This window comes from Telluria sp. B2, assembly GCF_051789535.1.
GTDB lineage: Bacteria > Pseudomonadota > Gammaproteobacteria > Burkholderiales > Burkholderiaceae_D > Telluria.
The window spans coordinates 3,464,579-3,491,395 of record NZ_CP196525.1 but is presented as its reverse complement, the minus strand read 5'-3'; the positions used below and the strand labels follow the sequence as shown (position 1 = coordinate 3,491,395).

Below are 26,817 nucleotides of genomic sequence, written 5' to 3'. Positions count from 1 at the left end.
CTGTCTAGAGACATGGGTAACACTGCGTGGTGCTATTTTAGCTGCTGGTGAGGTCGATCTGTGCAACCTGTTGGTGGCAGAAGATGACGTTGAAGACGCCGTCCTGATCCGTCGCTCTGATTGCCACAGGCTCTTGGTACAAACCTTCACCCACAAAGTAACTGCGGCCCTTGAAATTGATCTGGCCGTGCCGCTGTACGGTACGCACGATGTCGCCGTCGTCATATTCGATCGGCGGCAGGTGGGATGGAAAACTGCGCGCACTGGGCTGGTAGCGGGTGGCGGGAGCTTTTTGTCCCAGTGCCTCGTGGGGACGAATCAGGTTGTATTGGTCGCGCCAGGCATCGAAGGCCTCCTGGCACGCGGCAAGCGAGCCATAACCGTAGCGCTCCAGGAGTTCGCGCTTGAGCGTTCGATGAAACCGCTCGTCCTTGCCCTGCGTTTGCGGATGGTGCGGACTGCTATGGCTGACGCGGATACCCAGGCGTACCAGCCACACCTCGAGCCGCGAGATGGATTTATGCCCGGCTGTTCCCCAAGGCGCACCGTTGTCGCAGGTAATGCGCTGCGGCAGTCCATATTTTTGAAACGTCCTTGTAAGCACAGCCTTTGCCTGCGGGCCGTCTTCGCCCGAGCACGCAGCCAGACACAGCGAAAAGCGGGAGTGATCATCCAGTACTGTCAACGGATGGCAGCGGCCGGCCGCTGCATTGGTCAAGGCAAAATGGCCTTTGAAATCCATCTGCCACAAGCTGTTCGGTTCCTCGTGTTCGAAGCGTCCCTTGGCAGGCTTGGTCTGGCTGACATGAGGCACTAGTTGGCGCCCATGCCGTCTCAAAATGGCAGCAATGGTGTTTGGATGCGGTTTGCCCGCGGTCTCGGGGAGCAGTGCTTTGAGCTTGCGGGCACCCCAGCAGGGATACTTGTCGTGCAGGGCCAGCACTGCCGCCTCCAACTCGGCACCGCATCGCTTGGGCGACGACAGAGGACGGCGTGAGCGCTCTTGCAGCCCTTCTGGGCCGTGCTTCCGATACAAATCGAGCCACTTGTAGCCAGTCTTTCGGCTGACGCCGAAAGACTGGCAAAGCGCTGTCATGTTGCTGTCAGACGCATCCGCCAGCATGGCAAATTCAAGACGAGAGGACATACGGGAACTTTCCTTCCAAGGCATCGCACACTCCACTTGTTAGCTGTGCAATGATCATAAAAGGTGTTACCTATGTCTCTAGACAAGTGTTACCTATGTCTCTGTGCTGAACACACCCCGTGCCCACGCCTTACGTGCGCGCCGCCTGGATCGCGACCGTAAAATATCGCTCGCCGAGGCATCCGCAGTCGGCGGCCCGAGTGGAAAGTGCACTACCGCTAACGCTGCGGTATCTGCCGCGTATTGGTTGCGGAGCAGCCAACGGAAGTGGGCAGGTCCGTAGCGCGTGGGCACGGAGTGCCCACCCTACAGGATATTTCCCGTTTCAGCTTGCCGCCGCGATCCGGTAGCAGTTGCGCCCATCCGCCTTGGCCCGGTACAGCTCGGCGTCGGCGGAGCGGATCAGGCTGGCGCTGGGCTGGCCGCTGACCGGCACGATCGATGCGATGCCCATGCTGACGGTCAGCACCGACGCGGTCGGCGAGGCGGCGTGCGGTATCGCGAGCTGGGCCAGTTCGGCCAGCAGGCGGCGCGCCACGCCGGCGGCGCCGGTGGCGTCGAGCTGGGGCAGCAGGATCGCGAATTCCTCGCCGCCGTAGCGCGCCACCATGTCCTGGGCGCGGCCGGCGGTGCGCTGCATGGCGCGCGTCACCTGTTCCAGGCAGACGTCGCCGGCCTGGTGGCCGTAGTAATCGTTGTACATCTTGAAGTGGTCGACGTCGGCCAGGACCAGCGCCAGCGGCAATTGCACGCGCGCGCAGCGCCGCCATTCGGCTTCGATGCGCTCGGTAAAGGCGCGCCGGTTCGCCGCCCCTGTCAGGCTGTCGGTCAGCGTCATCGCGCGCAGCGCGTCGGCCTGGCGCTTGACCGTGAGTTGGGTGCGCACCCGCGCGCGCACCACGGCCGCGTTGACCGGTTTGCTGATGAAGTCGGCCGCGCCGGCGTCCAGGGCGCGCGTCTCGTCCTCGGGACTCTTCAGGGCGGTGACGAAAATGACCGGGATATCCCAGGTGTCGGCGGCGCCGCGCAGCGCCGAGAGCACGTCGTAGCCGTCCATGCCGGGCATGACGGCGTCGAGCAGGATGAGGTCGGGACGCTGGGCGCGCGCCAGCTCGAGGGCCTTCGCGCCGTCGAGCGCGAACAGCACCTCGTGCTCGTCCTGCAGCGCGCTGTGCAGGATCTGGATGTTTTCCATCGCGTCGTCGACGACCAGGATGCGCCCGTTCAGGGCCATGTCGGTCCAGCTCATGAATCTCCCTTTGCTTCCAGTATAGTCCGCACGAGGCCGGCCGCCTGTTCGAATCGCAGCGTGCCGACCGCCTCCTGCAGGGCCGCCGCTGCGCCGGGGGCGAGCATGCCGGCCAGGGCGGGACGCAGGGCTTCGTAGGCGGACATCGCCTTCATGTTGTTATTCTGGAGTAATTCCAACAAGCCTGCCAACGCGTCCGTGCGCATGCTCGTCCCTGCCGGCGCCGCCGTTTCCTCCGGCATGGCCGGCCGGAGTTCATGCGCGGCGTCCGCCACCCGCGCCATGGCGGCGTCGAGGTCGCCCAGGCGCAATGCCAGGTGGGCCTCGTCGGCGCCGCGCAGCGCCTCTTCCAGGTGCAGGGACTGCGCCGCCACCTCGTTCGCACCCAGGTTGGCGGCGACGCCGCGCAGCCGGTGCGCAAGCCGGGCCGCGGCCGGGCGGTCGCCCTGGCGTACCAGCGCACGGATGTCGTCCACCGCCTGCGCCTGGGTCAGCGCGAAGCGCAGGAACACCGAAACGAAGGCCGGGTAGCTGCCGCCGAAGCGCGGCAGGGTCGCCTTCAGGTCGATGCCGGGCAGGATGGGCAGGCCCACCGGTGCCGGAAGCGCCGGCACCGCGCCGCGCCCCTCGCCCGGGCCCGCGCCGGTGACCCGCTCGATCGTGGCGACCAGTTCGTCGACGTCGATCGGCTTGGCCAGGTGCTCGTCCATGCCTGCCGCGAGCGCGCGCTGGCGGTCCTCGAACATCGCGTTGGCACTCATGGCGACGATCGGCAGGGTGCGCAGTCCCGCCGCGCGGATCGCGGCACTGGCCTCGAAGCCGTTCATGACCGGCATCTGCAGGTCCATCAGCACGGCATCGTACTGCGCGTGGCGCGCGTCCTGCTCGGTCAGCATGGACAGGGCGATGCGGCCGTTGGCGGCCAGGTCGACCGTGGCGCCGGCATGCACCAGCACGTAGTTGGCCACTTCCTGGTTGATCGGATTGTCCTCCACCACCAGTACGCGCAGGCCGGCCAGGCGCGCCGCCAGCACCGGTTTCGGGGCCGGCGCCCGGTGCGCGCCGCCGCGCAGTTCGGCCACTGTTTCGCGCAGGGCGGCGCGGGTGAAGGGCTTGCCGAGGATGGCGTCGGGCGCCAGGTCGCCGGCCAGCGCTGCCAGGCGTTCCTTTTCCGGGTCGGCCGCCAGCAGGGCCGTGGGCGGCAGGCTGATGGCGCCATCGGCGCGCGCGTAGGCCAGCACCGCCAGGCCGTCGGGCTCGGGCATGGCGGCGTCGACGAACGCCAGGTCGAAGCGCGGCGCCTCGCGCAACAGGGCCAGCGCCTCGACCCCGCCGGCGGCGCAGGCGACCTCCCAGCCGAAGCCGGCCAGCGTGGCGCGCAAGGCCTGGGCCGCGCTGGCGTTGTCGTCCACCACCAGCACCCGCAGGCGCTCCCCGTCTGCCGGCGTGGCCGCTTCGGCGACGCCGAATTCGAGTTCGGTGTGGAAGGTCGAGCCGGTGTCCGCCTGGCTGTCGACGCCGAGCTCGCCTCCCATCAGCCCGACCAGGCGGCGCGCGATCGACAGGCCGAGTCCGGCGCCGCCGTACTTGCGGCTGGCCGAACTGTCGCCCTGCGAGAAGGGTTCGAACATCCGCTCCCGCATCGCGGGTGCGATGCCGATGCCGGTGTCGCGCACGGTAAAGCGCAGGCGCACGCCTTGTCCGCCGCGCGCCGCCACCTCGACCGCCAGCACGACTTCGCCGCGCTCGGTGAACTTGACCGCGTTGCCGACCAGGTTCAGCAGCACCTGCTCGAGGCGCAGCGGGTCGCCCAGCAGCTGCTCCGGCACGTCCGGGGCGACCGCGAACACCGGTTCCAGGCCCTTGGCCCAGGCCGCCGGACTGCTGAGGATGGCAATGCTCTGCAGGGTGTCGTCCAGGCGGAAGGGCAGGCGTTCGAGGGCGAGCTGGCCGGACTCGATCTTCGAGTAGTCGAGCAGGTCGCTGAGCAGGCCCAGCAGCGAGGTCGAGGCCGCCTTCATGTGGGCCACGTGGCCGCGCTCGCGCCGCCCCAGCGGGGCTTCCTCGAGCAGGCGGGCCAGGCCCATGATCGCGTTCATCGGCGTGCGGATCTCGTGGCTCATGTTGCCGAGGAATTCGCTCTTGGCGCGGTTGGCCTGCTCGGCTTCACGCAGGGCCCGCACCAGCCGGCCCTCGGTGCGCTTCAGGTCGGTCACGTTCATGTGCAGCTTGTAGGCGCCGCGCACCTGGCCATCGCGGTCGATATCGGGCAGGTAGCTGCCCCAGACGTGGATGGCTTCGCCGGGCTGCTCGCCTTCCGGTGCGGGGCGCGGCGGCAGCTCGCATTCGAAGCGCTGCGGCTCGCCTTCCAGCACGGCCGCGAAATACGGGGCGAAGCGGGCATTGTGTTCGGGCGGGATGAGTTCCTCGGCGCGGCGTCCGATGGCGTCCTGTTCGGGCCGGCCGATCCAGGCCAGGCAGGGACGGTTGGCGAAGCGCAGCCTGCCGTCGGCGTCCCAGTAGCTCACCAGCGCCGGCAGGTTGTCGGTGACGGTGCGGATGAAGCGTTCGCGCTGGCGCAACTGGGCGCCGCTGGCGCGCAGGGCGGCGTCGGCGGCCACCCGCGCGCTGATGTCGCGGATCAGGACCTGCATCATGCCGCGCCCACCGATGTCGAGGCGGGTCAGCTTGATGTCGGCGTGGAAGTTGCCGCCGTCGCGGCGCCGGTGCACCCATTCGAACTGGACGCCGCCCGCGTGCAGCGCCTGGCGCATCAGCTCGGTGGCCATCTCATCGGAACGGCGGCCGTTCGGCTGGAACTCGGGCGAGGCGCCGGCCGGCGAGAGCATCAGGAACTCCTCCACCTCGTCATAGCCGAACAGGGTGGCCGCGGCCTGGTTGGCGCTGACGAAGTTGGCGTTATAGGCGAGCAGGGCCTGGGCGTCGCCCGAGGCCTCGAACAGCACCCGGAACATCTCCTCGTTGTCGCGGTTCTGCTGCTCCAGCAGCTTGCGCTCGCTGATGTCGAGCACGACCGCATTGATGCCGACCAGCTCGCGCCCCGGGCCGAATACCGGGTAGTAGCTCGACAGCCAGGAGCGCATCAGGCCGGGCGCGGCCGGCACCGCGCCGGTGGTCTCGACGTCGCGCAGCGGGCGGCCGGTGTCGCGCACGCGGCGGTAGGCCTCCTCGAACACGACGCCGACCTCGCCCAGCAGTTCGGGCAGGGTGCGGCCGAGGTGGTCCTGGGCCGGGACCGCATTCATGGCCGCCAGGTAGTCGTTGATCATCACGAAGCGCAGGTCGCGGTCGACGAAGCACAGGCCCACCGGCGCGGTGGCGTACACGGTCTCCACGCGCGCGTTCAGGCGTTCCAGTTCAACCGTGCGGTCGGCCACCAGCGCCTCCAGGTGCGAGCGGTAGCGCAGCAGCTCGCCCTCGACCTGGCGCAGCGCGTCGGCCACGGTTGCCGCCTCGCGGATCCGGGGCCGGGCCAGGCGCAGCGGCTCGCCGCGTCCGAGCGCGGCCGCCGGTTCGCTCAACTGGCTCACCGAGCGCGCGATCGTGCCGCCGATGCCCCAGGCCAGCAGCAGGCTCAGGCCGAGCAGGGCGGCCGAGCCGGCGACGGTGGCCGGCAGGGTGTGGCCAAGCAGCTCGCGCGCGGCGTCCTCGGGATAGGTGACGGTCACGGTCCAGCCGTGTTGGTCCGAGTGCGAATACACCGCATACCAGTCCGGCTCGCCCGCCTGGCCGGCCAGCGTGACCGCGCCTTCCGGGCTCGCGCCCAATGCCGCCTGCAACGCCGCGTTCATGCGCCCGCCCTGGTGGCGGGTCTGGTCGAGGTTGCGCGCGACCATCAGGCCGTGCTTGTCGAATACCTCGGCCACCCAGCCCGGCGGCAGTTGCTGGGCGCCGAGCAGGTCGGCGATGCGGCGCGGCCGGACCTCGGCCGAGAGCACATAAGCGACCCTGCCGCCGCGCCAGACCGGCACGTCGGCCGAGACCACCGGCGCCTGGCCGGGGCCCGGCGCATACAGGCCGGAGGTGACGGCGTCGCCCTGTTGAAAGACCTTGCGGACCGATTCGAGGTTGGCGACCGGCGGAAGCGGCGTACCGAAGGCCACGTGCGTGCTCAGCAGCGGCCGGCCGTCCCTGCCCGTGAGGACGAAGCCGTGGGCCGGGAATTCGGGGCGCAGCAGTTCGCGCGCGCGCGCATGGAACTGGTCGAGGCTGCGCGCATCGAGCGTGGGCCAGGCGGCCGCCACGCGCGCGGCCGACTCGGCGCTCTCGAGCTCGCGGTCAAGGGCGGCGACCAGGGCGCGCGCCACCGTCGCTGCATCGCGCGCGACGTGCTCGTGCTCGCGCTGGCCGGCGTCGCGGACGAAGGCGATGTAGCCGAACACGATCGGCAGCACGCTGGCGAGGACGAGGACGAAGAGCTTCGAGCGGATCGAAGGAAGGGAGAAACGGCGAAACAAAGGCAAGGAGAACATCCGGGTCGGCGCGGCCTGGCCGGCCGCTTGCCCTCATGGTAGCCGACCCGGGCGGCGGGGAACAGCTCGACGGCCGACGAAGACCGTCAAGCCGCCCGGGATGTAGATGCCCAGCAACAGCTTATGCGTATTTGGCAAGCTCCAGCTTGGCAATCGCGTTGCGGTGCACCTCGTCCGGGCCGTCGGCCAGGCGCAGGGTGCGGTTGCCGGCCCACTGGTAGGCCAGCGGGAAGTCGTCCGAGACGCCGCCGGCGCCGTGGGCCTGGATCGCCCAGTCGAGCACCTGCTGGGCGACGGTCGGGGCCAGCACCTTGATCATCGCGATCTCGGCCTGGGCCTTCTTGTTGCCGACCGTATCCATCAGGTAGGCGGTCTTCAGGGTCAGCAGGCGCGCGGTGTCGATGCGGATGCGCGCTTCGGCGATGCGCTCGCGCCACACGCCCTGTTCGGAGATCTTGCGGCCGAAGGCGACCCGGCTGTCGAGGCGCTTGCACATCAGTTCCAGGGCGCGCTCCGCGACACCGATCGAACGCATGCAGTGGTGGATGCGGCCCGGTCCGAGGCGGCCCTGGGCGATCTCGAAGCCGCGCCCTTCGCCCAGCAGCATGTTGGCGGCGGGGACGCGCACGTTCTCGAACAGGATCTCGCAGTGGCCATGCGGGGCGTCGTCGTAGCCGAACACCGGCAGCGGGCGCTTGATCGTGATGCCCGGCGTGTCGGCCGGCACCAGGATCATCGACTGCTGCTGGTGGCGCGCCGCGTTCGGATCGGTCTTGCCCATGACGATGAAGATCTGGCAGCGCGGGTCGCCCGCGCCCGAGATCCACCACTTGTGGCCGTTGATGACGTATTCATCTCCGTCACGCTCGATGCGGGTGGCGATGTTGGTCGCATCCGACGAGGCCACGTCGGGCTCGGTCATGGCGAAGGCCGAGCGGATCTCGCCGCGCAGCAGGGGCTCGAGCCAGCGCGTCTTGTGTTCCTCGCCGGCGTAGCGCTCCAGGGTCTCCATGTTGCCGGTGTCCGGCGCCGAGCAGTTGAACACCTCTGGCGCCCAGGACACGCGGCCCATGATCTCGCACAGCGGGGCATAGTCGAGGTTGGACAGGCCCTCGGGCGCGCGCGCCGACTTCGGCAGGAACAGATTCCACAGGCCCCGTTCGCGCGCCAGCGGTTTCAGGCGTTCGATCAGTTCGGTCGGTACCCAGCGGTCGCCGGCGGCGCCGTTACGGTCGACTTCTTCCTTGAAGGCCTTTTCGTTCGGATAGATGTGCTCGTCCATGAAGGCGATCAGGCGCGCCTGCAGTTCCTTGCAGCGGTCGGAATACTCGAAATCCATTGCATGTCTCCTTGTTATAGTGGGGGCGCGCCCTCAGCGGTTCGCGAATTGCCAGGCCATCTCGGCCATGGGGCGGGCGGCTTTGCCGTTCTGCAGCGCTTGTGCGCTCGAGGCGGTGCCGTCGACGTAGCGCTTCATGATGCCCTGCATGATGCCGGCCAGGCGGAACATGTTGTAGGCGAGGTAGAAGTTGAAATCCTCGGGGCGGATGGTCTTGCCGGTGCGCTCGCAGTAGCGGCGCACGTATTCTTCCTGGTCGGGAATGCCCAGCGCTGCCAGGTCCAGTCCGGCGATGCCGCGGAACTTGCCCGGCGGGATATGCCAGGACATGCAGTGGTAGGAGAAGTCTGCGAGCGGGTGGCCCAGGGTCGACAGTTCCCAGTCGAGCACGGCGAGGATGCGCGGCTCGGTCGGGTGGAAGATGATGTTATCCAGGCGGAAGTCGCCGTGCACGATGGACGTGTCCTCGCCCGGCGGGATGTTCTTCGGCAGCCATTCGATGAGGCGGTCCATGGCCTCGATGGTCTCGGTTGCGGAGGCCTGGTACTGCTTGGTCCAGCGCTCGATCTGGCGCGCGAAGTAGTTGCCCGGCTTGCCGTAGTCGGCAAGACCGACGGCGGCGTAGTCGATGGTATGGAGCTGGGCGATCACGCGGTTCATCTCGTCGTAGATGGCGCCGCGTTCTTCCTTCGTCATGCCGGGCAGCGACTGCTCCCACAGCACGCGGCCTTCGACGCATTCCATCAGGAAGAAGGCACGGCCGATGACCGATTCGTCGGTGCACAGCACGATCTGGCGCGGCACCGGGAAGCCGGCGCCGTGCAGGGCCTGCATCACGCGGAATTCGCGGTCGATCGCATGCGCCGACGGCAACAGCTTGGCTGCCGGGCCGGGCTTGGTGCGCAGCACGTACTGCTGGCCGCCGGCGCGCAGCTTGAAGGTCGGGTTCGATTGCCCGCCCTTGAACTGCTCGACCTCGAGCGGGCCGGCCGGGAAGTCCGGCGCATGTTCCCGCAACCATGCGGCAAGCGCCTCGACATCGAATTTCTGGGCCTCGGACACCGGTTTGGTGCCCATCATTTCTTCGTACACTGGCGTCTCCTCCTGTGTTGTTGTCGAGTGATTGTAGCCGATGAAATGCACGACCGTGCTATTTGTTTTTGCTATTTTTTCGGCCGTTTTGCCAGGCGAACCGGTGCGCCCGGCGCGAGCTCGGCGTCGTCGTCAGCGTGACCTTTTGTACTGCTCGAACAACTGTTCCATCGTGGTGCTGCGCGCACCCGGCTGCAGCGGGGCAGGGGGCACGTAGTTCACGAAGCGCACCACCCAATCGGCCGGGTCGGCGCCGACGTCGAGCGCATTGATGCAGCCGGCCGTCTGGGCCAGGCCGCCGAGGAAGAGGCGCTGGCCGGTAAGCGCCAGCGAGAGGATGGCGCAGTTGACGCCGCCGTGCAGGACCAGCAGCACGGTGTCCCAGCCGGGGTCGGCGCGCAGTTTCTGGATCGCCGGATGCACGCGGTCCATCATCTCGCCGACCGATTCGCCGCCGAGGAAGCGCTGCTCCGGATTCACCACGCCCTCGAAGGCGCCGGTGAAGGCGCGTTTCAGGTCGGCGGTCGGGATGTTTGAGAGGCGCCCGCCGCGGATCTCGTGCAGCTCGGGCCAGGTGTCGAGCGCGATCTGCTGGCCGCTGGCGGCGAGCACGCGGGTGGCGGTCTCGACGGTGCGCGGCAGGCCGGAGACGATGACGCGGTCGAAACGGATGCCGGCGGCGGCAAAGGCGGCGCCGGCGGCATCGGCCTGGGCCCGGCCCTCCTCGTTGAGCGGGACCTGCTCGGGCAGGACCGGTTTGCCGGCGGCGTCGAAGTAGGTCACGCTGCCGTGGCGCATCAGGAAGACGCGGCGGCGCGTCGGGGCTTGTTCAGGCATCTACAACCTCACGAAAATTGAATCGGACGACAGCAGCGACCGTAGGGTGGGCACGGAGTGCCCACGCGTTACGTGTCGATGCGTTCAGCGTTAGCCGTGATGACTCGCTCGCGGGGCAAAGCGGAGCCACTCACCTGGTTCGTATTCATCGCATGCGTTTCGAGCGGCATCTCGCCGCAGCGGACGATGGCCCCGTGCGTACCGCGTGGGCACGGCGTGCCCACCCTACGAGAACTTCTCGGCCCATCCAGCTCTTGTTTATCTTACACGCATCGCACTGCCGAGCGCGGCATCCTGGCCACAGAAATAAATTCCGACGGTAAATATCGCCCGGTTCTGCCTTAGAATAATCCCCATTTCCAGATCATTCGTAAGGGACTCATGGCAAGGCCGGAAAAAATCCGACTCGGCGAGGTGCTGATCCAGCAAAAGCTGCTGTCCGAAGAGCAGTTGAACCAGGCCCTGGCCGACCAGAAACGCACTGGACGCAAGCTCGGCCGCGTGTTCGTCGAGAACGGCTTCGTGACCGAGGAACAGATTTCGAGCGCACTGGCGCGCCAGCTGAACATCCCCTACGTCAACCTCAAGTTCTACAACATCAGCGACCAGCTGGTGCGCCTGCTGCCGGAAACGGCCGCGCGCCGCTTCCGCGCGCTGGTGCTGGAAGACCGCCGCGAGACGGTGCTGGTCGGCGTGTCCGACCCGACCGACCTGTTCGCCTACGACGAGATCGCGCGCCTGCTGAAGAAGGGCGTGGAGCTGGCGGTGGTCAACGAGACCGAGGTCCTGCACACGATCGACCGCATCTACCGCCGTACCGGCGAGATCACCGACTTCGCCCGCGAGGTCGAGGCCGACATCGGCGACGCCTTTGTCGACTTCGGGGCCATGACCGCGAACCCGGGCCTGGAAGAGGCGCCGGTCGTGAAACTGCTGCAGTCGGTGTTCGACGACGCCGCCCAGGTGCGCGCCTCGGACATCCACATCGAGCCCCAGGAAGGGCGCCTGCAGATCCGCTTCCGCATCGACGGCGTGCTGCACCTGCAGACCGAGGCCGACATCAAGGTCGCCACGCCGCTGGCCCTGCGCCTGAAGCTGATGGCCGACCTGGACATCTCGGAAAAGCGCCTGCCCCAGGACGGCCGCTTCGCCGTCAGGGTCAGGAACCAGCGCATCGACGTGCGTATCTCGACCATGCCGACCCAGTACGGCGAATCGGTCGTCATGCGACTCCTGAGCCAGGCCGGCAATACCCTGCGCCTGGAATCGATCGGCATGCCGCGCCGGATGCTCGAACGCTTCCGCGCCATCGTCCAGCGCCCGAACGGCCTGGTGCTGGTGACCGGACCTACCGGTTCCGGCAAGACCACCACGCTGTACAGCGCGCTGGCCGAACTCAATTCGGTCCAGAAGAAGCTGATCACGGTCGAGGACCCGGTCGAATACCGCCTGCAGGGCATCAACCAGGTCCAGGTGAATGAGAAGATCGAGCTGAGTTTTGCCCGCGTGCTGCGCTCGGCCCTGCGCCAGGATCCGGACATCGTGCTGGTCGGGGAGATGCGCGACCAGGAAACCGCCCAGATCGGCCTGCGCGCCGCCATGACCGGCCACCTGGTGCTCTCGACCCTGCACACCAACGACGCCGCCTCGACCCCGCTGCGCCTGATGGACATGGGCGTGCCGCGCTACATGGTGGGCGGCTCGCTGCAGGCCGTGCTGGCCCAGCGCCTGGTGCGCGTGATCTGCGAAAGCTGCAGCACGCCCTACGCGCCGACGCCGCCGGAACGCACCTGGCTGCGCACCGAACTGGGCGAGCACGCCGACACCACGCCCTTCTTCCACGGGAAGGGCTGCTCGCATTGCAACGGCACCGGCTACCGCGGTCGCACCGGCGTGTACGAACTGCTGGAGATGACGCGCGCCGTGACCGACGCCGCGAATCACCCGGACCCGTCGCACTTCCTGAAGGTGGCGCAGGCCGAGATGGCGGGCGAGACCCTGCGCCGCCACGGCGTGCAGCTGGCCGTGCAGGGACGCACGACGATTGCCGAAGCCATGCGCATCAGTAACCAGGTAGAGGACTGATGCCCTTCTTTGCCTACAAGGGCCGCAACGCGCGCGGCGAGCTGATGCAGGGCGTGCTGGAGGGGCCCGATGCCGGCGCCGTGGCCGACCAGCTGTTCGGCACCGGCGTCACGCCGGTCGAGATCGTGGCGACCACGCGCAAGAGCGCCGCCAACGGCGAAGCACGGAGCTGGTGGGAGCGCGTGCGCGAGAAGCCGGTGAAGTCGATGGACGTGCAGCTGTTCAGCCGCCAGATGCACACCCTGCTCAAGTCCGGCGTGCCCATCATGCGCGGCCTGGCCGGCCTGCAGGAGTCAAGCACCAGTCCGGCTTTCGGCCGCGTCATCAAGGACCTGCGCGAGTCGCTCGACTCGGGACGCGAACTGTCCAGCGCGATGCGGCGTCACCCGGCGGTCTTCTCGAGCTTCTACCTGTCGATGGTGCGGGTGGGCGAAATGACCGGGCGCCTGGAAGAGATCTTCCTGCGCCTGTTCGACCACCTCGAATTCGACCGCGACATGCGCGACCGCGTCAAGGCGGCGCTGCGCTATCCGAGCTTCGTCGTGATCGCAATGGCGCTGGCGATGGTGGTCGTGAACATGTTCGTCATTCCCCAGTTCGCCAAGGTGTTCCAGAGCCTGCACACCGAACTGCCGCTGATGACGCGCATCCTGATGGCGACCTCGCGCTTCACGCTCGACTACTGGCCGCTGCTGCTGGCGGCCACGGTCGGCGGCTTCCTCGGCTTTCGCTCCTGGGTCGGATCGGCCAAGGGGCGCTACAACTGGGACCGCTACAAGCTGCGCCTGCCGATCGCCGGCAAGATCATCCACAAGTCGACCATGTCGCGCTTCGCGCGCAGCTTCGCGCTGTCGATGAGGAGCGGCGTGCCGATGGTGCAGGCGCTGACCGTGGTGTCGCAGACCGCCGACAACGCCTATTTGGCCGCCCGCATCGAACAGATGCGCGACGGCGTCGAGCGCGGCGAAAGCATCCTGCGCACCTCGACCGCCGCCAACGTCTTCACCCCCATCGTGCTGCAGATGATCGCGGTGGGCGAGGAGACCGGTTCGCTCGACGACCTGATGGACGAGATCGCGCTGATGTACGAACGCGAAGTCGATTACGAGCTGAAGACCCTGTCCGCCCAGATCGAGCCCATCCTGATCGTCTTCCTCGGCCTGACGGTGCTGGTGATGGCGCTCGGCATCTTCCTGCCCATCTGGGACCTCGGCCAGGCGGCCCTGCACCGGCAATGACGATGCGATCGGCCCGTTCCGCTGGATCTGCGCGCGGCTTCGCCCTGTTCGAGCTGGCCGTGGCCGCCACCGTGGTCAGCCTGCTGGCCGGCATGTTGCTGAATCGCCTCGTCGCCTACGCGGGCGAATCCGAGCTCGTTGCGGCGAAACAACTCATCAGCTCGCTGCGAACCGCACTCTCGGTACGCTCGGCCCAGGCCCTGTCGAATGGCGGCCAGGCCGCTTTATTGCCAATTGCACATGAAAATCCCATGGATTGGCTGGTGGAACGCCCAAAAAACTACCTTGGCGAGTATTATTCCCCGGATGAATCCACACTCCCAAAGGGGAATTGGTACTTCGACAAAGCGAAACGGACCCTGGTCTATCTATCGGCATCGACCAAAAGTTTTTCTGGCGAGACACCAGAATTTCTTAGGTTCAAGGTAGAATTGCTCCGCGTGCCCAAGCCGGTCGAACCAGATGGACGGAGCAAGGTCACCGAAGGCCTGGTACTGGATGAAGTCGAAAACCAGAAGGTCGCTACTAGTAACTAAAGCGGTTTGTTCCGCGTCCCTTCAATCGGAGAAAAAGTAATGAACAAGAGCATCAAATCGGCCCAAGGCGGCTTCACCCTGATCGAACTGATCGTCGTGATCGTCATCCTCGGCATCCTGGCTGCGACCGCACTGCCCAAATTTACCAACCTGAGCGGCGACGCTCGTCTCGCCAGCCTGAACGCAGCCAGGGGCGCCCTGTCCGCCTCGTCAGCCATGATCCACGGTAAGTTTCTCGTTTCGCCAGGCTCGACCGTCGACGTCGAGGGTACTGCCGTCGACATGAGCACGGCCACCGGCTATCCGGTGATCACGTCTGATGATAACCGTAAGAAGATGCTGGCAGCGGCCGGCCTGGCCGAGACCGATTACGTGGTGTTTGCCGAAGGCGCAGAGGCGACCACCGGCAGCCCGCGTCCGAAAGTTGACGCTGGCAACATCGCCATCGCACCGAAGAGCCTGGAAAAATCGGCCAACGTGGCAAAATGCTTCGTCACCTACGCCCCGGCGTCGGCGAATGCCACCACCGGCATCGTCACCGCCCCGGTCATCACCTTGACCGGCACTGCCGACAGCTGCCAGTAATCCTGTCCTGACGACGTGGCCGGCCTGTATCCTTCCTTGGCTCCGGCCCCCGGCCGCCTCCGGCTTCGGCTTCGCCATCATGGCTTCACCATGGTGGAACTCATCCTCGTCATCGTCCTCGTCGGCATCGTGTCGGCGGTGGCGATGACGCGCTTTTTCGATCGCACGGTCTACGACGCCGAGACCGCAGCCGAGCAGCTGCGCGCCATCCTGCGCTACGGCCAGAAGATCGCGATCGCCCAGAACCGCAACGTCTTCGTCCAGCTCGCCCCGAACCGCATCGCACTGTGCTTCGCCAACGAGGAGCCTTGCGCCGCCCCCAACCAGGTGCGCGCCCCAAGCGAGAACAGCTGGTCCGACGCCACCCGCGCAGCCTGCGGCGTGCGCACCTGGATGTGCGAAGGCCGTCCGGCCAATGTCACCGGCAACGCGAACATCACCGTCATGGGTTTCGACGCCCTCGGCCAGCCTTTCAACCCGCCCCAGGCCAATCAGTTCGGCGGACTGAGCGTCACGATCGTCGGCGGCAGCGCCACCCGCACCGTCAGCGTCGCCGCGGTGACCGGCCATGTTTTCTGAGACCGTGCAGCGACTGCGCCGCCAGCGCGGCGTGACCATGGTCGAGCTGATCATGTTCATCGTGATCGTCGCCATCGCCCTGGCCGGCATCATCATGGTCATGCGCCTGGCCACCGCCAATAGCGCCGATCCGCTGCGCCGCAAGCAGGCGCTGATGATTGCCGAAGGCCTGCTGGAAGAGGTGCGCTCGGCCGGCTTCACCCTGTGCGACCCCAGCTCGCCCGATTTCGACACCCAGGCCGACCCGACCCAATGCACGATCCGGGAGAACTGGGGCCAGCTTGCGCCCGAGCCGGTCAATCCGCGTCCCTTCGACAACGTCAACGACTACGTGGTGCAGCCCAACGTGGACACGGCCGCATTCAACGACGCCGCCGGCCAGCTGGTCGACGTCACCGGCCAGCCGCTCGGCGTGCAGGGCTATGCGGCGACCGTGAACGTCGCGCCGGCCCAGCTGGGCGGCGCAGGCGCCGGCGGCACGCTGGCCAATACCGATGTGCTGCGCATCCGCGTCACCGTCACCTTCGGCGGCGATGGGCCGGTGGTGCTGGAAGCCTACCGCACGCGCCACGCGCGCCCGGGTTTCCAGTGATGGCGCGCCCGGTGTGCGTGTCCCGCGGCGGCGCCCAGCGCGGCTTCACGCTGGTCGAGACGATCATGGTGATCGTCATCATCGGCATCCTTGGCGCCATCGTCGCCGTCTTCATCCGCGCGCCGATCCAGGGTTACGTCGACGCCGTCGCCCGCGCCGAGGCCAGCGACGAGGCCGACCTCGCCCTGCGCCGCATGGCGCGCGACATCCGCCTGGCCCTGCCCAACAGCGTGCGCGTGAACGCGGCCGGCAGCGCCATCGAATTCCTGCTCACCCGGACGGGCGGGCGCTACCTGGCCGAGGAGGATGAAGTGCAGGGCGGCGACACGCTCTCCTTCACCGACGCCGGCGACACGAGCTTCGGCATGGTCGGCACCCTGGCCGAGGCCATCCAGCCCGGCGACTTCATCGCGGTCATGAATCTCGGCGTGCCGGGTGCGGACGCCTACGAGGGCACGACCATGTCGCCGGTGGCGCAGGCGGTGGCGGCGGGCGCGGTCAGCCCCGTGATCACCCTGGGCGTCAACCGCTTCGCGGCGCAGCCGGTGCCGTTGCCTTCTCCGGACGCGCGCTTCCAGGTCGTCGAGGGCGCCGTCTCCTATGTCTGCGAAGCCGCGCCCGACGGCGGCTTCCAGATCCGGCGCTACTCGAACTATGGCGTGAACGCGGCAATGGTCGTGCCGCCGGCGAACGCGCGCGCGGCCGTGCTGGCCGCGCGCGTCACCAACTGCGCGAACGTCTTTCGCGGCGATCACGTGGCCGCCACCAATGCCGGCCTGGTGGTGCTGGCCCTGAGCCTGCGCACCCGCAACCTTGCCGCCCCAGCGGTGCGCCTGGTCCACCAGGTCCACGTCGACAATACGCCATGATGCCGTATTCATTTCATTTTCCGCAGGCGCGCCGCAGCGCCGGCGCCGGCCTGGTCACCGCGATTTTCCTGCTGGTCGTGCTGGCCGGACTGGCGGCCGCCCTGGTCGCCATCTTCGCTACCCAGCGCCAGTCCAGCGCGCTGGACGAGCAGGGCGCACGCGCCTACCAGGCCGCGCGCGCCGGCATCGAGTGGGCCCTGCTGCGGCGCGCGACCGATGCCGCCTACTGCGCCACGGCCTCGGTGAACGGCGCGGTGTCCGCGATCGACCGCTTCCAGCTCCCGGCCGGCACGCTGGCGCCGTTTCGCGTCACGGTCGAATGCTGGATGAATCCGGGGCCGGCCTCGGCCAACGCGAACGTCAACCTGGACCGCCGTCGCATCCGCGCCAGCGCCTGCACGGCGAACGCGGGCGACTGCCCGGCTCCGAACAACAGCGCCGACTACGTCGCGCGCGTGATCGAGGTGCAGATTTGAGCGCGCTGCCACTCTTGCTGCGCCTGTGCGCCTGGTTCGCCATGCTGCTGGCGCTGTGCGCCCCGGCGCGCGCCGACACCGCCATCAGCCTGTGGAAGAGCTTCAACGGCAGCGTCAATTTCACCGGCACCCAGGTGACGCTCCGCACCAAGCCCAACAACAAGGATGCCTGCTCGGTCGCCTCCTCGACCAGCACGCTCAAGGCGAGCCTGAGCCTGCCGAGCAACGCGACGGTGCTGTCGGCACAACTCTACTGGGCCGGCTCCGGCTCCGCCGACAATACCGTGAGCTTCGAAGGCAACTCCGTCACCGCCACGCGCAAGTATTCGTCCAACACGGTCGGCAACGGCATGAAGTATTTCGGCGGCGCCGCCGACGTCACCGACATCGTCAAGAACAAGGGAGCCGGCACCTACGGCTTTTCCGGCCTGACGGTCGCCACCGGCAATCCCTGGTGCGCGTCGCAGGCGGTGCTGGGCGGTTTTTCGCTGCTGGTCATCTACTCGCACCGTGACGAGCCGGAGCGCGTGCTGAACCTGTACGAGGGTTTCCGCTTCTTCCAGAACGGCGAAATCAGCTTCACCGCCACCAACTTCCGCTGGCCCTCGCCCTGGTGGCCGACCCGCGAAAAGGCGCGTGTCGGTCACATCACCTGGGAAGGCGACTCCACCCTGTCGCAGGGCGGCGAGAACCTGATCTTCGAGGGCAATGAGCTGACCGACGACATGAACCCGTCCGGCAACCAGTTCAACTCGAAGAGCAACATCAACCGCGATCCCTCTTCCTACGGAATCGACTTCGACGCCTACGACACCGAGGTGGTGCAGTGGATCTTCTATGCGCCCAGCGTGACCACGACCTACCGCACCGGCCAGGACCTGGTGCTGCTCAATGCCGAGATCCTGGTGGTGCCGACCCTGCCGGTGTCGGACCTCTCGATCGCGATGACGCGCGGCGGCTCGACCGCCGTCGGCGGCAAGGCGACCTATACCCTGGTGGTGTCGAACAACGGCCCCTATACCGAGGCTGGCCCGATCACCGTCACCGACACCCTGCCGGCGGGGATGAGCTTCGTCTCCGCCAGCGGCGTGAACTGGAGCTGCACCAGCAGCGGCCAGGTCGTCACCTGCACCTACAGGCCGTCGATGGCGCCGAACACGACCGCCGCGCCGCTGGTCATCACCGCCGCCGTGAACCAGGCCGGCAGCATGACCAACAACGCCAGCGTGGCCGGCACCTCGGACAACAACAGCGCCAACAACAGCGCCAGCAGCACGTTCACCGCGACCGGCTCCGCGACCGCGATGCCGGGCTACGTGTTCACGTCCGTCCCCTGCGCTCCGAACAAGGCGGTCGACAGCGCCGACTGCCCGCTCTACAACGGGCCGATGACCGGCGGCGCCAACGCCAAGATCTACGTCACGGCCGTGAACGGAACCACGACCATGGCGCTCCACACGACCCAGCAGACCACGGTGCCGATGCAGTTCAGCCTGAGCTGCGACGATCCGGCCAGCGGCAAGGTCGGCGCCGGCTATGCCGGCGCAGTGCTGCCGGTCTGCACCCCGAACGGCGGCGCGCCGGCGGCGGGTACGGCCAGCGCCTGGTCGAGCGCGGTCAAGATGGCCTTTGCCGCCAACAGCGCCTCGGCCGCGGTGACGGCGGCGCAGTCGAACTTCGGCTACCCGGACGTGGGCACAGTCCAGCTGAACCTGCTGGCGAACGGGCGTGTCGCCTCCTCGAATTCCTTCACCGCGCGTCCGCTCCAGCTGGCAGTGCGCAGCATCACCAATGTGCTCGGCGGCGCCAATCCGCGGACGATCACGCCCGACGGCGTCGCCTTCGCCAAGACGGGGGAGGATTTCAATGTCGAAGTCGGCGCCTTGCTGGCCGATGGAACGACGTTCGCGCAGAACTTCGGCAACGAAAAAAATCTGCCGACGGTGTCGTTCGCGCATTCGCCGGCGGCGGGCACGGCGGCGCCGATGAGCGAAGCGGGTACGCTGACGTCGTCGGGCCAGGGAGCGAAGAGCGGTTCGATCGCCGCCACGCTGCAGTACAGCGAGGTCGGCGCCATCAACCTGACGCCGTCGCTGGCCGACTACCTGGCTACCGGCCTGGCCGTGGGCGGCAAGCGCGAGCCGGTCGGCCGCTTCTACCCGGCCTATTACACGACCACGGTGACCGCGCCTTCGCAATGCCAAGCAGAGATGGGGTGCGAGGGCGCGCCCGCGGTCGTGAGCGGCGCGGCCTATTCGGGCCAGCCTTTCGATGTCGAGGTCAAGGCCTACAACCTGGCCGGCGACGAACTGGAGAACTACACCGGGGCCTGGCGCAAACCGGTGACGCTGAGCGCCGTGACGGCGCCGGGGCAGGGCGCCACCACGCGCGCCCTGGTTGGCGGCGAGCTCGGCTCGGACGCCGGCATTGCGCGCCTGACCGGCGCGCCGAACTTCACGCTCGAGACGCCGTTCGACGTCAGCAAGCCCGCGAACACGGCCTGGAGCGCGCCGACACCGATCTACCTGCGGGCAAGCTCGCCGGAGACGGTTGCCGTGGCCAAGACCGGCGCGTTGTCGAGCGGCCTGAAAGCCGTCGCCATCTCGTCCCTGCGCGACGACCCGGCGCAGTCGGCCGAGGATGGCGTAATGATCATCAACGGCCGCCTGAACGTCGGCAGCGCCCAGGGCAGCAACACCCGGCGCACGCCGCTCAGGCTGCAGGCCCAGTACTGGAGCGGCGCGGCATGGGTCAACCACACCGACATCCCGAACCAGGCCTTCACGGCGGCGGCGAACTATACCTCCTGCTGGCGCGACCTGCGGGCCGGCACGGCCACTCCCGCGGCCGGCGATACGGGACTGCAGAACTGCAATACCGCGATCCTGAACAGTCCGAGCGCGACGCAGAATGTCACGCTGACGGGCGGCGCCGGCGTCTACCTGCTGAACGCGCCGGGCGCGGGCCGGGCCGGCAGCGTCTGGGTCCAGCCCACCGGCCATCCCTGGCTGCCGGCGACGCGCGGCAGGGTGAATTTCGGCGCCACCCGCAGCGCGCTGATCTACCTGCGGGAAGTCTATTGACGGCGCGTCAATGATAATCCGGCAGCAGGCTGAATAAACCAGCAACATTTTTTTATCGCTTAGGCGTCGGACTTGAATATAATCAAGCCTTTACGAGACAAACCTCATCGCTGTATCACCACGGTACCCGACCTGCATGCGTTTTTTTAGAAGAGCCAAGAACAGAGAAGGATGGCTGGCGATCAGCCTGCTGCGCGACGGCATCGCCGCCGTCAGCATGCAGACCGCGCCCGAGATCCGTCCCCAGGTCCGTCAGGCGGTCTTCTATCCGGGCAAGGTGGGACCGGAGCTGCTGGAGAAGCTGGGCCGCGAGCTGCATGCGAACGCCTACCGCTGCAGCACGGTACTGGCTGCCGGCGAATACCAGATCCTGTCGGTGGACGCGCCCAACGTGGCGGCGGACGAACTGAAGACCGCGGTGCGCTGGCGCCTGAAGGACATGCTCGACTTCCACATCGACGACGCCACCATCGACGTGCTCGACCTGCCGGTCGACCAGGGCGCGGCGGTGCGCGCCCAGCATTCGATGTTCGCGATCGCGGCGCGCAACAGCATCATCGAGGCGCGCCAGAAGCTGTTTGCCGGGGCAAAAGTCGAACTGTCCGTGATCGACATTCCCGAAATGGCGCAGCGAAACATCGCGGCGATGATCGAGCCGGAAGGGCGCGGCCTGGCCATGCTGTCCTTCAGCGAGGAGGGCGGCCTGCTGACCGTGTCCTACAAGGGCGAACTCTATCTCACGCGGCGCATCGACATCGCGCCCGAGCAGCTGCTCGATCCCGTCCACGAGCGCAGGCACGCCGTGTTCGACCGCGTCACGCTCGAACTGCAGCGCTCGCTCGACAACTTCGAGCGCCAGTACTCCTTCATCAGCGTGGCAAAGCTGGTGCTGGCCCCGTCGACCGTGGTCGGGCTCGAGGATTACCTGTCGAGCAACCTCTACATGCCGGTCGATACCCTCGACCTGGCGAGCCTGTTCGACTTCGGCCGGGCGCCCGAGCTGGCCGACAAGGCCCTGCAGCAGCGCTTCCTGGTGCCGCTCGGCGCGGCCCTGCGCCACGAGGAGACGGTGCTGTGAGCCAGCAGATCAACCTGTTCAACCCGATCTTCCTGCAGCAGAAGAAGATCTTCTCGAGCCGCACCATGGCCCAGGCGCTCGCCGTGCTGGTGCTGGGCGTGGCGGCGATGGCGGCCTACGGCGACATGCGCGTCAAGTCGCTGCAGCGCCAGGCCGACGCGGGCGCGGCGCAACTCCAGCAGCGCCAGGCGCGCCTGGCGGCGGTGACGGCCGAGTTCCCGCCGCGCCAGAAGGATCCGACGCTGGCCGGCGCGGTGAGCGAGGCCGAACGCCAGCTCGGCGCCCTGCGCGAGGTGTCCGGCGTGCTGCAGCGCGGAGAGCTGGGCAACACGCGCGGCTACGCTGAATACTTCCGCGCACTGGCGCGCCAGCATGTCGAAGGGCTGTGGCTGACGGGCATCACCATTCATGGCGCCGGCAACGAGATCGGGGTGCGCGGCCGCGCCCTCGATGCGCAGGCGGTGCCTGGCTACCTGACGCGGCTGACGCGCGAGCCTGTCCTGCAGGGCAAGGGCTTCGGCAGCCTGCAAATTTCGGAGGGAGCGAAAGCGGCGGTCCCGGGCGCGCAGGCGCCGGCCGAGCCGGCGGCGCCCCAGGTTGCGCCGTACGTCGAATTCAGCCTGCAATCGAACAGCGAGGCGCCGCGCCCATGAAAGAACGATGGATCAAACTGGCGGCGCGCATCGACGCCCTGACGCTGCGCGAACGCATCCTGGTGTTCGCGGCCAGCGCGGCCGCCATCGTGTTCCTGATGCACTTCTTCGCGCTCGGACCGCAGCTGCGCAGGCAGGACGCGCTCAATGCCCAGATCAGCCAGCAGAACAACAACATCGAGGGTATCGACAACGAGATCCGCGCGCGGGTCGAGGCGGCCCAGCAGGATCCGGACGCACCGGCGCGCGCGCGCCTGGCGGCGGTACGCAAGGAAATCGAGGACCTGAGCATCCAGCTGCGCGCGATGCAGAACGGCCTGGTGGCTCCCGAGCGCATGGCGCCGCTGCTCGATTCCATCGTGCGCGCCAACGGACGCCTGACGCTGGTGTCGGTGCGCACCCTGCCGGCCGAGTCGGTGCTGGAAGCGGGAAGGCGCGCCGCCGGGCCCGCGCCGGGCACGGCGGCGGCTTCACAAAACACCACGCCCGGCCCGGCCGAGTTGCTGTATCGTCACGGCGTGGAGATCACCGTGCGCGGCGGCTACCTCGACATGATCGACTACATGGCCGCGCTCGAGAGCCTGCCGACCCAGCTGTTCTGGGGCCGCGCCCAGCTCGAGGCCGAGACCTGGCCGGCGTCGCGCCTGACGCTGACGCTCTACACCCTGAGCCTGGACCGCAAATGGATGAAGCTGTGAAGAAGTGCGCCGTGAGACGCGCACTTGCGCTGTGCCTGCTGCTTGCATGCTCGCTGCCGGCCGCCGCCCAGGCGCTGCGCGACCCGACCCGGCCGCCGGCCTCGATGCTGGAAGGGAGTGCGGCTGCGCGCATCGCTCCCGCGGCACCGTCCGCGCCGCGCCTGCAGTCGGTGCTCATCGCGCGCCAGCCGGGCGGGCGCCACGTCGCCGTCATCGACGGCGAGACGGTGCGCCTGGGCGACACGGTGCGCGGCATGCGCGTGACGCGCATGGGCCCCAACGAAGTCGAGCTGGTGCGCGGGCGCGAACGGCGCGTGCTGAAACTGGACGCTCCCGCCAGCCCGCCCCCGTCGGGTGGCGGGCTCGAGCGTGTACGCGGAGACTGACGAGAACAATGACGATGCGAAAACACCTACTCTCCACGAGCGTCCTGTCGGGCGCCGCACTGCTCGGCGCCTGCCAGGTCACGCCGCCGCATGCGACCTATGACGCCATCAAGCGCGAAGTCGCCACCGCCAGCGCCGCCACCAGCGCGCCCCAGCCGGCGAGCGACCCGGTCGCCGACGCCCTGCTGCCGCCGGCGTCGAAGCTGGCGAAGGAATTGCCGAAGGCCCGCCCGGCGCTGGAGGAACGCTTCAACGTCGCCTTCAACAACGTCCCCGCGCAGCAGTTCTTCCGCTCGATCGTGGCCGGCACGCGCTACAACATGCTGGTGCATCCGGAGGTGTCGGGCAGCATCAGCGCCAACCTGAAGGACGTCACCCTGCAGGAAACGCTGGAAGCGATTCGCGAGATGTATGGCTACGACTACAAGATCGAAGGCAACCGCGTGACGATCCGTCCGCTGACCATGCAGACCCGCATGTTCCGCGTGAACTACCTGGTCGGCAACCGCCGCGGCACGTCGAACCTGCGCGTGACCTCGACCTCGGTCTCGAACGCCGGCAATAACAATAATGGCAGCGGCAACCAGGGCCAGGGCGTCGGCAACCAGGGCATGGGCAATAACCAGAACAACCCGAACAACCCGAACGATCCCTACGGCCAGGGCAACAGCCAGATCCAGAGCACCGACGTCAACACCACCTCGGACAACGATTTCTGGACCGACCTGCGTGACGCCATCGAAGCCATCGTCGGTTCGAAGCAGGGCGGGCGCAGCGTGGTGGTCAGCCCGCAGTCGGGCGTGCTCGTGATCCGCGCCATGCCCGAGGAGCTGCGCAACGTCGACGCCTACCTGAAGGCGACCCAGCTCGCGGTCGACCGCCAGGTGATCCTGGAAGCCAAGATCCTCGAAGTCGAGCTGAACGACCAGTTTCAGAGCGGCATCAACTGGGCTTCGTTCGCCTCGATCAAGAGCTCGCACCCGAACCGGGTCTCGGGCGGCCTGATTTCGCCCGGCACTGGCCTGGCGCCGCTGCCCTACACGGGCGGCCAGCCGCCGGTGATCAGCAACGGCACCGGCCTGTCGGCCAGCACCGGCTTTTCGCTGTCGAACGCTGCCAACGCGGCCGGTTCGCTGTTCGGCCTGGCGGTGCAGACGAATAACTTCGCGGCCCTGATCTCCTTCCTGGAGTCGCAGGGCACGGTCCACGTACTGTCGAGCCCGCGCATCGCAGCCGTGAACAACCAGAAGGCGGTGCTGAAGATCGGCACCGACGAGTTCTACGTGACCGGCGTGACCACGACCACCAACAACACCGCCACCGGCAACACCATCACCCCGAGCGTGACGCTGCAGCCCTTCTTCTCGGGCGTGGTGCTGGACGTGACGCCGCAGATCGACGACAGCGGCAACATCCTGCTGCACGTGCATCCCTCGGTGAGCCAGGTCAGCACCGTGACCAAGGGCATCAACCTCGGTTCGGCCGGCTCGCTGACCCTTCCGCTGGCGGCGTCGAGCACCTCGGAACTCGACAGCATCGTGCGCGGCCAGGACGGCCAGGTGGTCGCGATCGGCGGCCTGATGCGCCAGGCGTCGACCGACGACACCAGCCAGCTTCCCGGGGCCGGCAGGGTGCCGGTGCTGGGTGCGCTGTTTCGCAACAAGAACAAGATCAACCAGAAGCGCGAGCTGGTGGTGCTGATCAAGCCGACCATCGTCGACAGCGCCAATAACTGGAACCAGGACCTGCTCGACACCACGCGCCGCATCGAGCAGCTCGATCCGCGCACCCTGGAGCGCAGATAATGTACGAAGCGCATTTCGGCCTGCGCGAGCTGCCGTTCGGCATTACGCCGGACACGAGTTTCTTTTTCGGCAGCCCGCGCTCGCAGGAAGCGCTCAACACCCTGCTGGTGGCGGCCAGGACCGGCGAAGGCTTCATCAAGATCACCGGCGAGGTCGGGACCGGCAAGACGCTGCTGTGCCGCAAGTTCATGGCGACGCTGGGCGAGGATTTCATCACCGCCTGGATCCCGAATCCCTACCTCGAGCCGCGCACCCTGATGCTGGCCCTTGCCGACGAGCTCGAGCTGGTGCTGGACCGCGATGTCGACCAGCACCAGCTCCTGAAAACGCTTACCCACCACCTCCTGATGCTGGCAGGGCAGGGCAAGCGCGTGCTGCTGTGCATCGACGAGGCCCAGGCGCTGCCGCTCGAGACCATGGAGGCGCTGCGCCTGCTGACCAATCTCGAGACGGAAAAGCGCAAGCTGCTGCAGATCGTCCTGTTCGGCCAGCCCGAACTGAACCGCAAGCTGGAACACGAGTCGATCCGCCAGCTCGCCCAGCGCATCACCTTTCACTATCATCTCGGTCCGCTGGACCGGGACGACCTGGACTACTACATCGCGCACCGCCTGCGGGTGGCTGGCTACAACGGCGCGCGCCTGTTCTCGCGCCGCGCGATCGCCCGCCTGTACCGCGCCAGCGGCGGCATCCCGCGCCTGGTGAACATCCTCGCGCACAAGGCGCTGATGCTGTGCTACGGGCAGGGACGGCAGGAGGTGGGCGCGGCCCACGTGGCCGCCGCCGCGCGCGATACCATCGCCATCCAACGCCGCCGCTGGCCATGGCTGGCCGGCGCAAGCGTGCTTGCCGGCATGGCGGGACTTGCCTGGACTTTTGTACGATGAGCCTGATAAATAAAATGTTGCAGGACCTCGATGCGCGCGGCAATGCGCGTGCGGGGGAGGTGCCGCTCGAGGTCAAACCGGTGCCGGGCGGTGCGTCGACCCGCCCGCGCCGCCGGATCGCGGCCATCACCGCCGCGCTGCTGGCAGCGGCACTGGGCGTGGGCGCCATGGTGCTGTTGCCGATCAAGGGCAAGACCTTCGACCCGCGTCCGCCGGCGCCGGCCGCACAGGCCGCGCCGCCTGCCGTGCCGGCGACCGTGGCCGAGCTTGCGCCGGCCGTCAACGCAGCGGCGCCCGCGCCCGCGCAGGCCGAGAGGCCGGCCGCGCAGGACGATCCGGCGCCGGCAGCCGCGCCCGCCCCCGCCGCGCCCCGGCTGCGCGCCGAACAGGACAGGGCAGCGCAGAAGGCCCGTGCCGACGTCGCCCGGGGCGCCGCGCTCAAGCGCAAGGAAATCGCCGCCGGCAGTTTCCCGGACGAAGCGGGTGCGGACGATTCCCGTCCTGCCAACCCGGTCCAGGGCCGCAGCGAAACCGCGCTCCAGCGCGCCGAAAATGGCTACCGCCGCGCCCTGGCCGGCCTGCAGGACGGCCGCGTCGCCGAGGCCATCGCCGGCCTGCAGGCGGCGCTGCGCGCCAATCCAAAACACGATGCCGCGCGCCAGACCCTGGTGGGCCTGCTGATCGAGAACGGGCGCAACGACGAGGCGGTGGCCGAGCTGCAGCAGGCCCTGGCTCTGGACGCGCGCCAGCCGGCGCTGGCGATGCTGCTGGCGCGCCTGCAGATCGAGCGCGGCGGCAGCGGCATCGAGACCCTGCTGCGCACCCTGCCTTACGCGGCGGGCGACGGCGAATACCACGGCTTCCTGGCCGGCGCCCTGCAGCGCCAGGGACGCCAGCGCGAGGCGGTCGAACAATACCAGGCCGCGCTGCGCAGCGCGCCGAACAACGCGGTGTGGTGGATGGGGCTGGGGATCTCGCTGCAGGCCGAAAAGCGCAGCCCCGATGCCGCCGAGGCCTTCCGCCGCGCCAAGGCGGCGGGCACGCTCTCGCCCGAGCTCCAGGGCTTTGTGGAGCGCAGGCTGCAGCAGGTGGCGCGTTAAGGAAGCACTG

At 67.9% G+C, this 26,817-nt stretch carries 22 protein-coding genes; 16 read left to right on the top strand and 6 right to left on the bottom strand.

What is annotated here, in order from left to right; all coding sequences use genetic code 11:
• Window positions 1–37: 37 nt before the first annotated feature.
• From ACSUZJ_RS15480 to ACSUZJ_RS15455, 6 genes are all read right to left on the bottom strand, one after another.
• Complete coding sequence (locus tag ACSUZJ_RS15480) at window positions 38–1,171, bottom strand: IS481 family transposase (RefSeq protein ID WP_499409610.1); 1,134 nt, start codon at window positions 1,169–1,171, stop codon at window positions 38–40.
• Window positions 1,172–1,472: 301 nt separating this feature from the next.
• A complete protein-coding gene (locus ACSUZJ_RS15475) occupies window positions 1,473–2,396 on the bottom strand; it encodes a diguanylate cyclase (protein ID WP_499409608.1) in 924 nt (307 codons plus the stop codon).
• On the bottom strand, window positions 2,393–6,880 hold the full coding sequence (locus ACSUZJ_RS15470) for a response regulator (RefSeq protein ID WP_499409606.1): 4,488 nt from the start codon (window positions 6,878–6,880) through the stop codon (window positions 2,393–2,395). Before ACSUZJ_RS15470 ends, ACSUZJ_RS15475 begins: the two co-directional genes overlap by 4 nt.
• A 130-nt stretch (window positions 6,881–7,010) precedes the next feature.
• The gene (locus tag ACSUZJ_RS15465) at window positions 7,011–8,228 is read right to left on the bottom strand and encodes an acyl-CoA dehydrogenase family protein (RefSeq protein ID WP_499409604.1); all 1,218 of its coding nucleotides are present in this window, start codon (window positions 8,226–8,228) and stop codon (window positions 7,011–7,013) included.
• A 33-nt stretch (window positions 8,229–8,261) separates the two neighbouring features.
• Window positions 8,262–9,305 carry a phosphotransferase family protein gene (locus ACSUZJ_RS15460; RefSeq protein ID WP_499416568.1) on the bottom strand — a complete coding sequence of 348 codons (1,044 nt, stop codon included), beginning with the start codon at window positions 9,303–9,305 and terminating at the stop codon, window positions 8,262–8,264.
• Between the two features lie 147 nt (window positions 9,306–9,452).
• Entirely contained in the window at window positions 9,453–10,157 is a 705-nt protein-coding gene (locus ACSUZJ_RS15455; protein ID WP_499409602.1) for a histidine phosphatase family protein, read from the bottom strand.
• Between the two features lie 381 nt (window positions 10,158–10,538).
• On the opposite strand from ACSUZJ_RS15455, the gene ACSUZJ_RS15450 reads away from it, so the two are divergent.
• The 16 genes from ACSUZJ_RS15450 to ACSUZJ_RS15375 all read left to right on the top strand — a co-directional run bounded on the left by ACSUZJ_RS15450 (window position 10,539) and on the right by ACSUZJ_RS15375 (window position 26,807).
• The gene (locus tag ACSUZJ_RS15450) at window positions 10,539–12,242 is read left to right on the top strand and encodes a GspE/PulE family protein (protein WP_499409600.1); all 1,704 of its coding nucleotides are present in this window, start codon (window positions 10,539–10,541) and stop codon (window positions 12,240–12,242) included.
• Window positions 12,242–13,480 (top strand): type II secretion system F family protein, encoded by a 1,239-nt coding sequence (locus tag ACSUZJ_RS15445; protein WP_499409598.1) that lies wholly within the window; start codon window positions 12,242–12,244, stop codon window positions 13,478–13,480. The genes ACSUZJ_RS15450 and ACSUZJ_RS15445 overlap by 1 nt, the downstream gene beginning before the upstream one ends.
• The gene (locus ACSUZJ_RS15440) at window positions 13,477–14,016 is read left to right on the top strand and encodes a pilus assembly FimT family protein (protein WP_499409596.1); all 540 of its coding nucleotides are present in this window, start codon (window positions 13,477–13,479) and stop codon (window positions 14,014–14,016) included. Before ACSUZJ_RS15445 ends, ACSUZJ_RS15440 begins: the two co-directional genes overlap by 4 nt.
• Window positions 14,017–14,055: 39 nt before the next feature.
• On the top strand, window positions 14,056–14,601 hold the full coding sequence (locus ACSUZJ_RS15435) for a prepilin-type N-terminal cleavage/methylation domain-containing protein (protein WP_499409594.1): 546 nt from the start codon (window positions 14,056–14,058) through the stop codon (window positions 14,599–14,601).
• A gap of 90 nt (window positions 14,602–14,691) precedes the next feature.
• On the top strand, window positions 14,692–15,180 hold the full coding sequence (locus ACSUZJ_RS15430; protein WP_499409592.1) for a pilus assembly FimT family protein: 489 nt from the start codon (window positions 14,692–14,694) through the stop codon (window positions 15,178–15,180).
• A complete protein-coding gene (locus tag ACSUZJ_RS15425; RefSeq protein WP_499409590.1) occupies window positions 15,170–15,772 on the top strand; it encodes a type IV pilus modification PilV family protein in 603 nt (200 codons plus the stop codon). Before ACSUZJ_RS15430 ends, ACSUZJ_RS15425 begins: the two co-directional genes overlap by 11 nt.
• Before the next feature lie 11 nt (window positions 15,773–15,783).
• Window positions 15,784–16,641: a PulJ/GspJ family protein gene (locus ACSUZJ_RS15420; protein WP_499409588.1), complete on the top strand. Its 858-nt coding sequence runs from the start codon at window positions 15,784–15,786 to the stop codon at window positions 16,639–16,641.
• The gene (locus tag ACSUZJ_RS15415; RefSeq protein ID WP_499409586.1) at window positions 16,638–17,117 is read left to right on the top strand and encodes an agglutinin biogenesis protein MshP; all 480 of its coding nucleotides are present in this window, start codon (window positions 16,638–16,640) and stop codon (window positions 17,115–17,117) included. Before ACSUZJ_RS15420 ends, ACSUZJ_RS15415 begins: the two co-directional genes overlap by 4 nt.
• Window positions 17,114–20,200, top strand: coding sequence for a hypothetical protein (locus tag ACSUZJ_RS15410; protein ID WP_499409584.1), 3,087 nt, complete (start codon window positions 17,114–17,116; stop codon window positions 20,198–20,200). The genes ACSUZJ_RS15415 and ACSUZJ_RS15410 overlap by 4 nt, the downstream gene beginning before the upstream one ends.
• A gap of 136 nt (window positions 20,201–20,336) precedes the next feature.
• Window positions 20,337–21,278, top strand: coding sequence for an agglutinin biogenesis protein MshI (locus ACSUZJ_RS15405; RefSeq protein WP_499409582.1), 942 nt, complete (start codon window positions 20,337–20,339; stop codon window positions 21,276–21,278).
• Window positions 21,275–21,931, top strand: a complete 657-nt coding sequence (locus tag ACSUZJ_RS15400) for a PilN domain-containing protein (protein WP_499409580.1) — start codon at window positions 21,275–21,277, stop codon at window positions 21,929–21,931. The genes ACSUZJ_RS15405 and ACSUZJ_RS15400 overlap by 4 nt, the downstream gene beginning before the upstream one ends.
• Window positions 21,928–22,629 carry a hypothetical protein gene (locus tag ACSUZJ_RS15395; protein ID WP_499409578.1) on the top strand — a complete coding sequence of 234 codons (702 nt, stop codon included), beginning with the start codon at window positions 21,928–21,930 and terminating at the stop codon, window positions 22,627–22,629. The genes ACSUZJ_RS15400 and ACSUZJ_RS15395 overlap by 4 nt, the downstream gene beginning before the upstream one ends.
• An 11-nt stretch (window positions 22,630–22,640) precedes the next feature.
• Entirely contained in the window at window positions 22,641–23,015 is a 375-nt protein-coding gene (locus tag ACSUZJ_RS15390; RefSeq protein ID WP_499409576.1) for a hypothetical protein, read from the top strand.
• Window positions 23,016–23,029: 14 nt separating this feature from the next.
• The gene (mshL, locus tag ACSUZJ_RS15385) at window positions 23,030–24,820 is read left to right on the top strand and encodes a pilus (MSHA type) biogenesis protein MshL (protein ID WP_499409574.1); all 1,791 of its coding nucleotides are present in this window, start codon (window positions 23,030–23,032) and stop codon (window positions 24,818–24,820) included.
• The gene (locus ACSUZJ_RS15380) at window positions 24,820–25,707 is read left to right on the top strand and encodes an ExeA family protein (protein WP_499409572.1); all 888 of its coding nucleotides are present in this window, start codon (window positions 24,820–24,822) and stop codon (window positions 25,705–25,707) included. Before mshL ends, ACSUZJ_RS15380 begins: the two co-directional genes overlap by 1 nt.
• Complete coding sequence (locus tag ACSUZJ_RS15375; protein ID WP_499409570.1) at window positions 25,704–26,807, top strand: tetratricopeptide repeat protein; 1,104 nt, start codon at window positions 25,704–25,706, stop codon at window positions 26,805–26,807. Before ACSUZJ_RS15380 ends, ACSUZJ_RS15375 begins: the two co-directional genes overlap by 4 nt.
• The last annotated feature ends 10 nt before the right edge of the window (window positions 26,808–26,817 follow it).

What these genes read in the sequence shown, in the direction of transcription:
- ACSUZJ_RS15460 (WP_499416568.1), bottom strand. Translation starts at nt 9,305, where the DNA reads ATGGGCACCAAACCGGTGTCCGAGGCCCAGAAATTCGATGTCGAGGCG.
- ACSUZJ_RS15380 (WP_499409572.1), top strand. Translation starts at nt 24,820, where the DNA reads ATGTACGAAGCGCATTTCGGCCTGCGCGAGCTGCCGTTCGGCATTACG.
- ACSUZJ_RS15450 (WP_499409600.1), top strand. Translation starts at nt 10,539, where the DNA reads ATGGCAAGGCCGGAAAAAATCCGACTCGGCGAGGTGCTGATCCAGCAA.
- ACSUZJ_RS15415 (WP_499409586.1), top strand. Translation starts at nt 16,638, where the DNA reads ATGATGCCGTATTCATTTCATTTTCCGCAGGCGCGCCGCAGCGCCGGC.
- ACSUZJ_RS15435 (WP_499409594.1), top strand. Translation starts at nt 14,056, where the DNA reads ATGAACAAGAGCATCAAATCGGCCCAAGGCGGCTTCACCCTGATCGAA.
- ACSUZJ_RS15445 (WP_499409598.1), top strand. Translation starts at nt 12,242, where the DNA reads ATGCCCTTCTTTGCCTACAAGGGCCGCAACGCGCGCGGCGAGCTGATG.
- ACSUZJ_RS15465 (WP_499409604.1), bottom strand. Translation starts at nt 8,228, where the DNA reads ATGGATTTCGAGTATTCCGACCGCTGCAAGGAACTGCAGGCGCGCCTG.
- ACSUZJ_RS15395 (WP_499409578.1), top strand. Translation starts at nt 21,928, where the DNA reads ATGAAAGAACGATGGATCAAACTGGCGGCGCGCATCGACGCCCTGACG.
- ACSUZJ_RS15430 (WP_499409592.1), top strand. Translation starts at nt 14,692, where the DNA reads ATGGTGGAACTCATCCTCGTCATCGTCCTCGTCGGCATCGTGTCGGCG.
- ACSUZJ_RS15440 (WP_499409596.1), top strand. Translation starts at nt 13,477, where the DNA reads ATGACGATGCGATCGGCCCGTTCCGCTGGATCTGCGCGCGGCTTCGCC.
- ACSUZJ_RS15455 (WP_499409602.1), bottom strand. Translation starts at nt 10,157, where the DNA reads ATGCCTGAACAAGCCCCGACGCGCCGCCGCGTCTTCCTGATGCGCCAC.
- ACSUZJ_RS15425 (WP_499409590.1), top strand. Translation starts at nt 15,170, where the DNA reads ATGTTTTCTGAGACCGTGCAGCGACTGCGCCGCCAGCGCGGCGTGACC.
- ACSUZJ_RS15475 (WP_499409608.1), bottom strand. Translation starts at nt 2,396, where the DNA reads ATGAGCTGGACCGACATGGCCCTGAACGGGCGCATCCTGGTCGTCGAC.
- ACSUZJ_RS15480 (WP_499409610.1), bottom strand. Translation starts at nt 1,171, where the DNA reads ATGCCTTGGAAGGAAAGTTCCCGTATGTCCTCTCGTCTTGAATTTGCC.
- ACSUZJ_RS15375 (WP_499409570.1), top strand. Translation starts at nt 25,704, where the DNA reads ATGAGCCTGATAAATAAAATGTTGCAGGACCTCGATGCGCGCGGCAAT.
- mshL (WP_499409574.1), top strand. Translation starts at nt 23,030, where the DNA reads ATGCGAAAACACCTACTCTCCACGAGCGTCCTGTCGGGCGCCGCACTG.
- ACSUZJ_RS15405 (WP_499409582.1), top strand. Translation starts at nt 20,337, where the DNA reads ATGCGTTTTTTTAGAAGAGCCAAGAACAGAGAAGGATGGCTGGCGATC.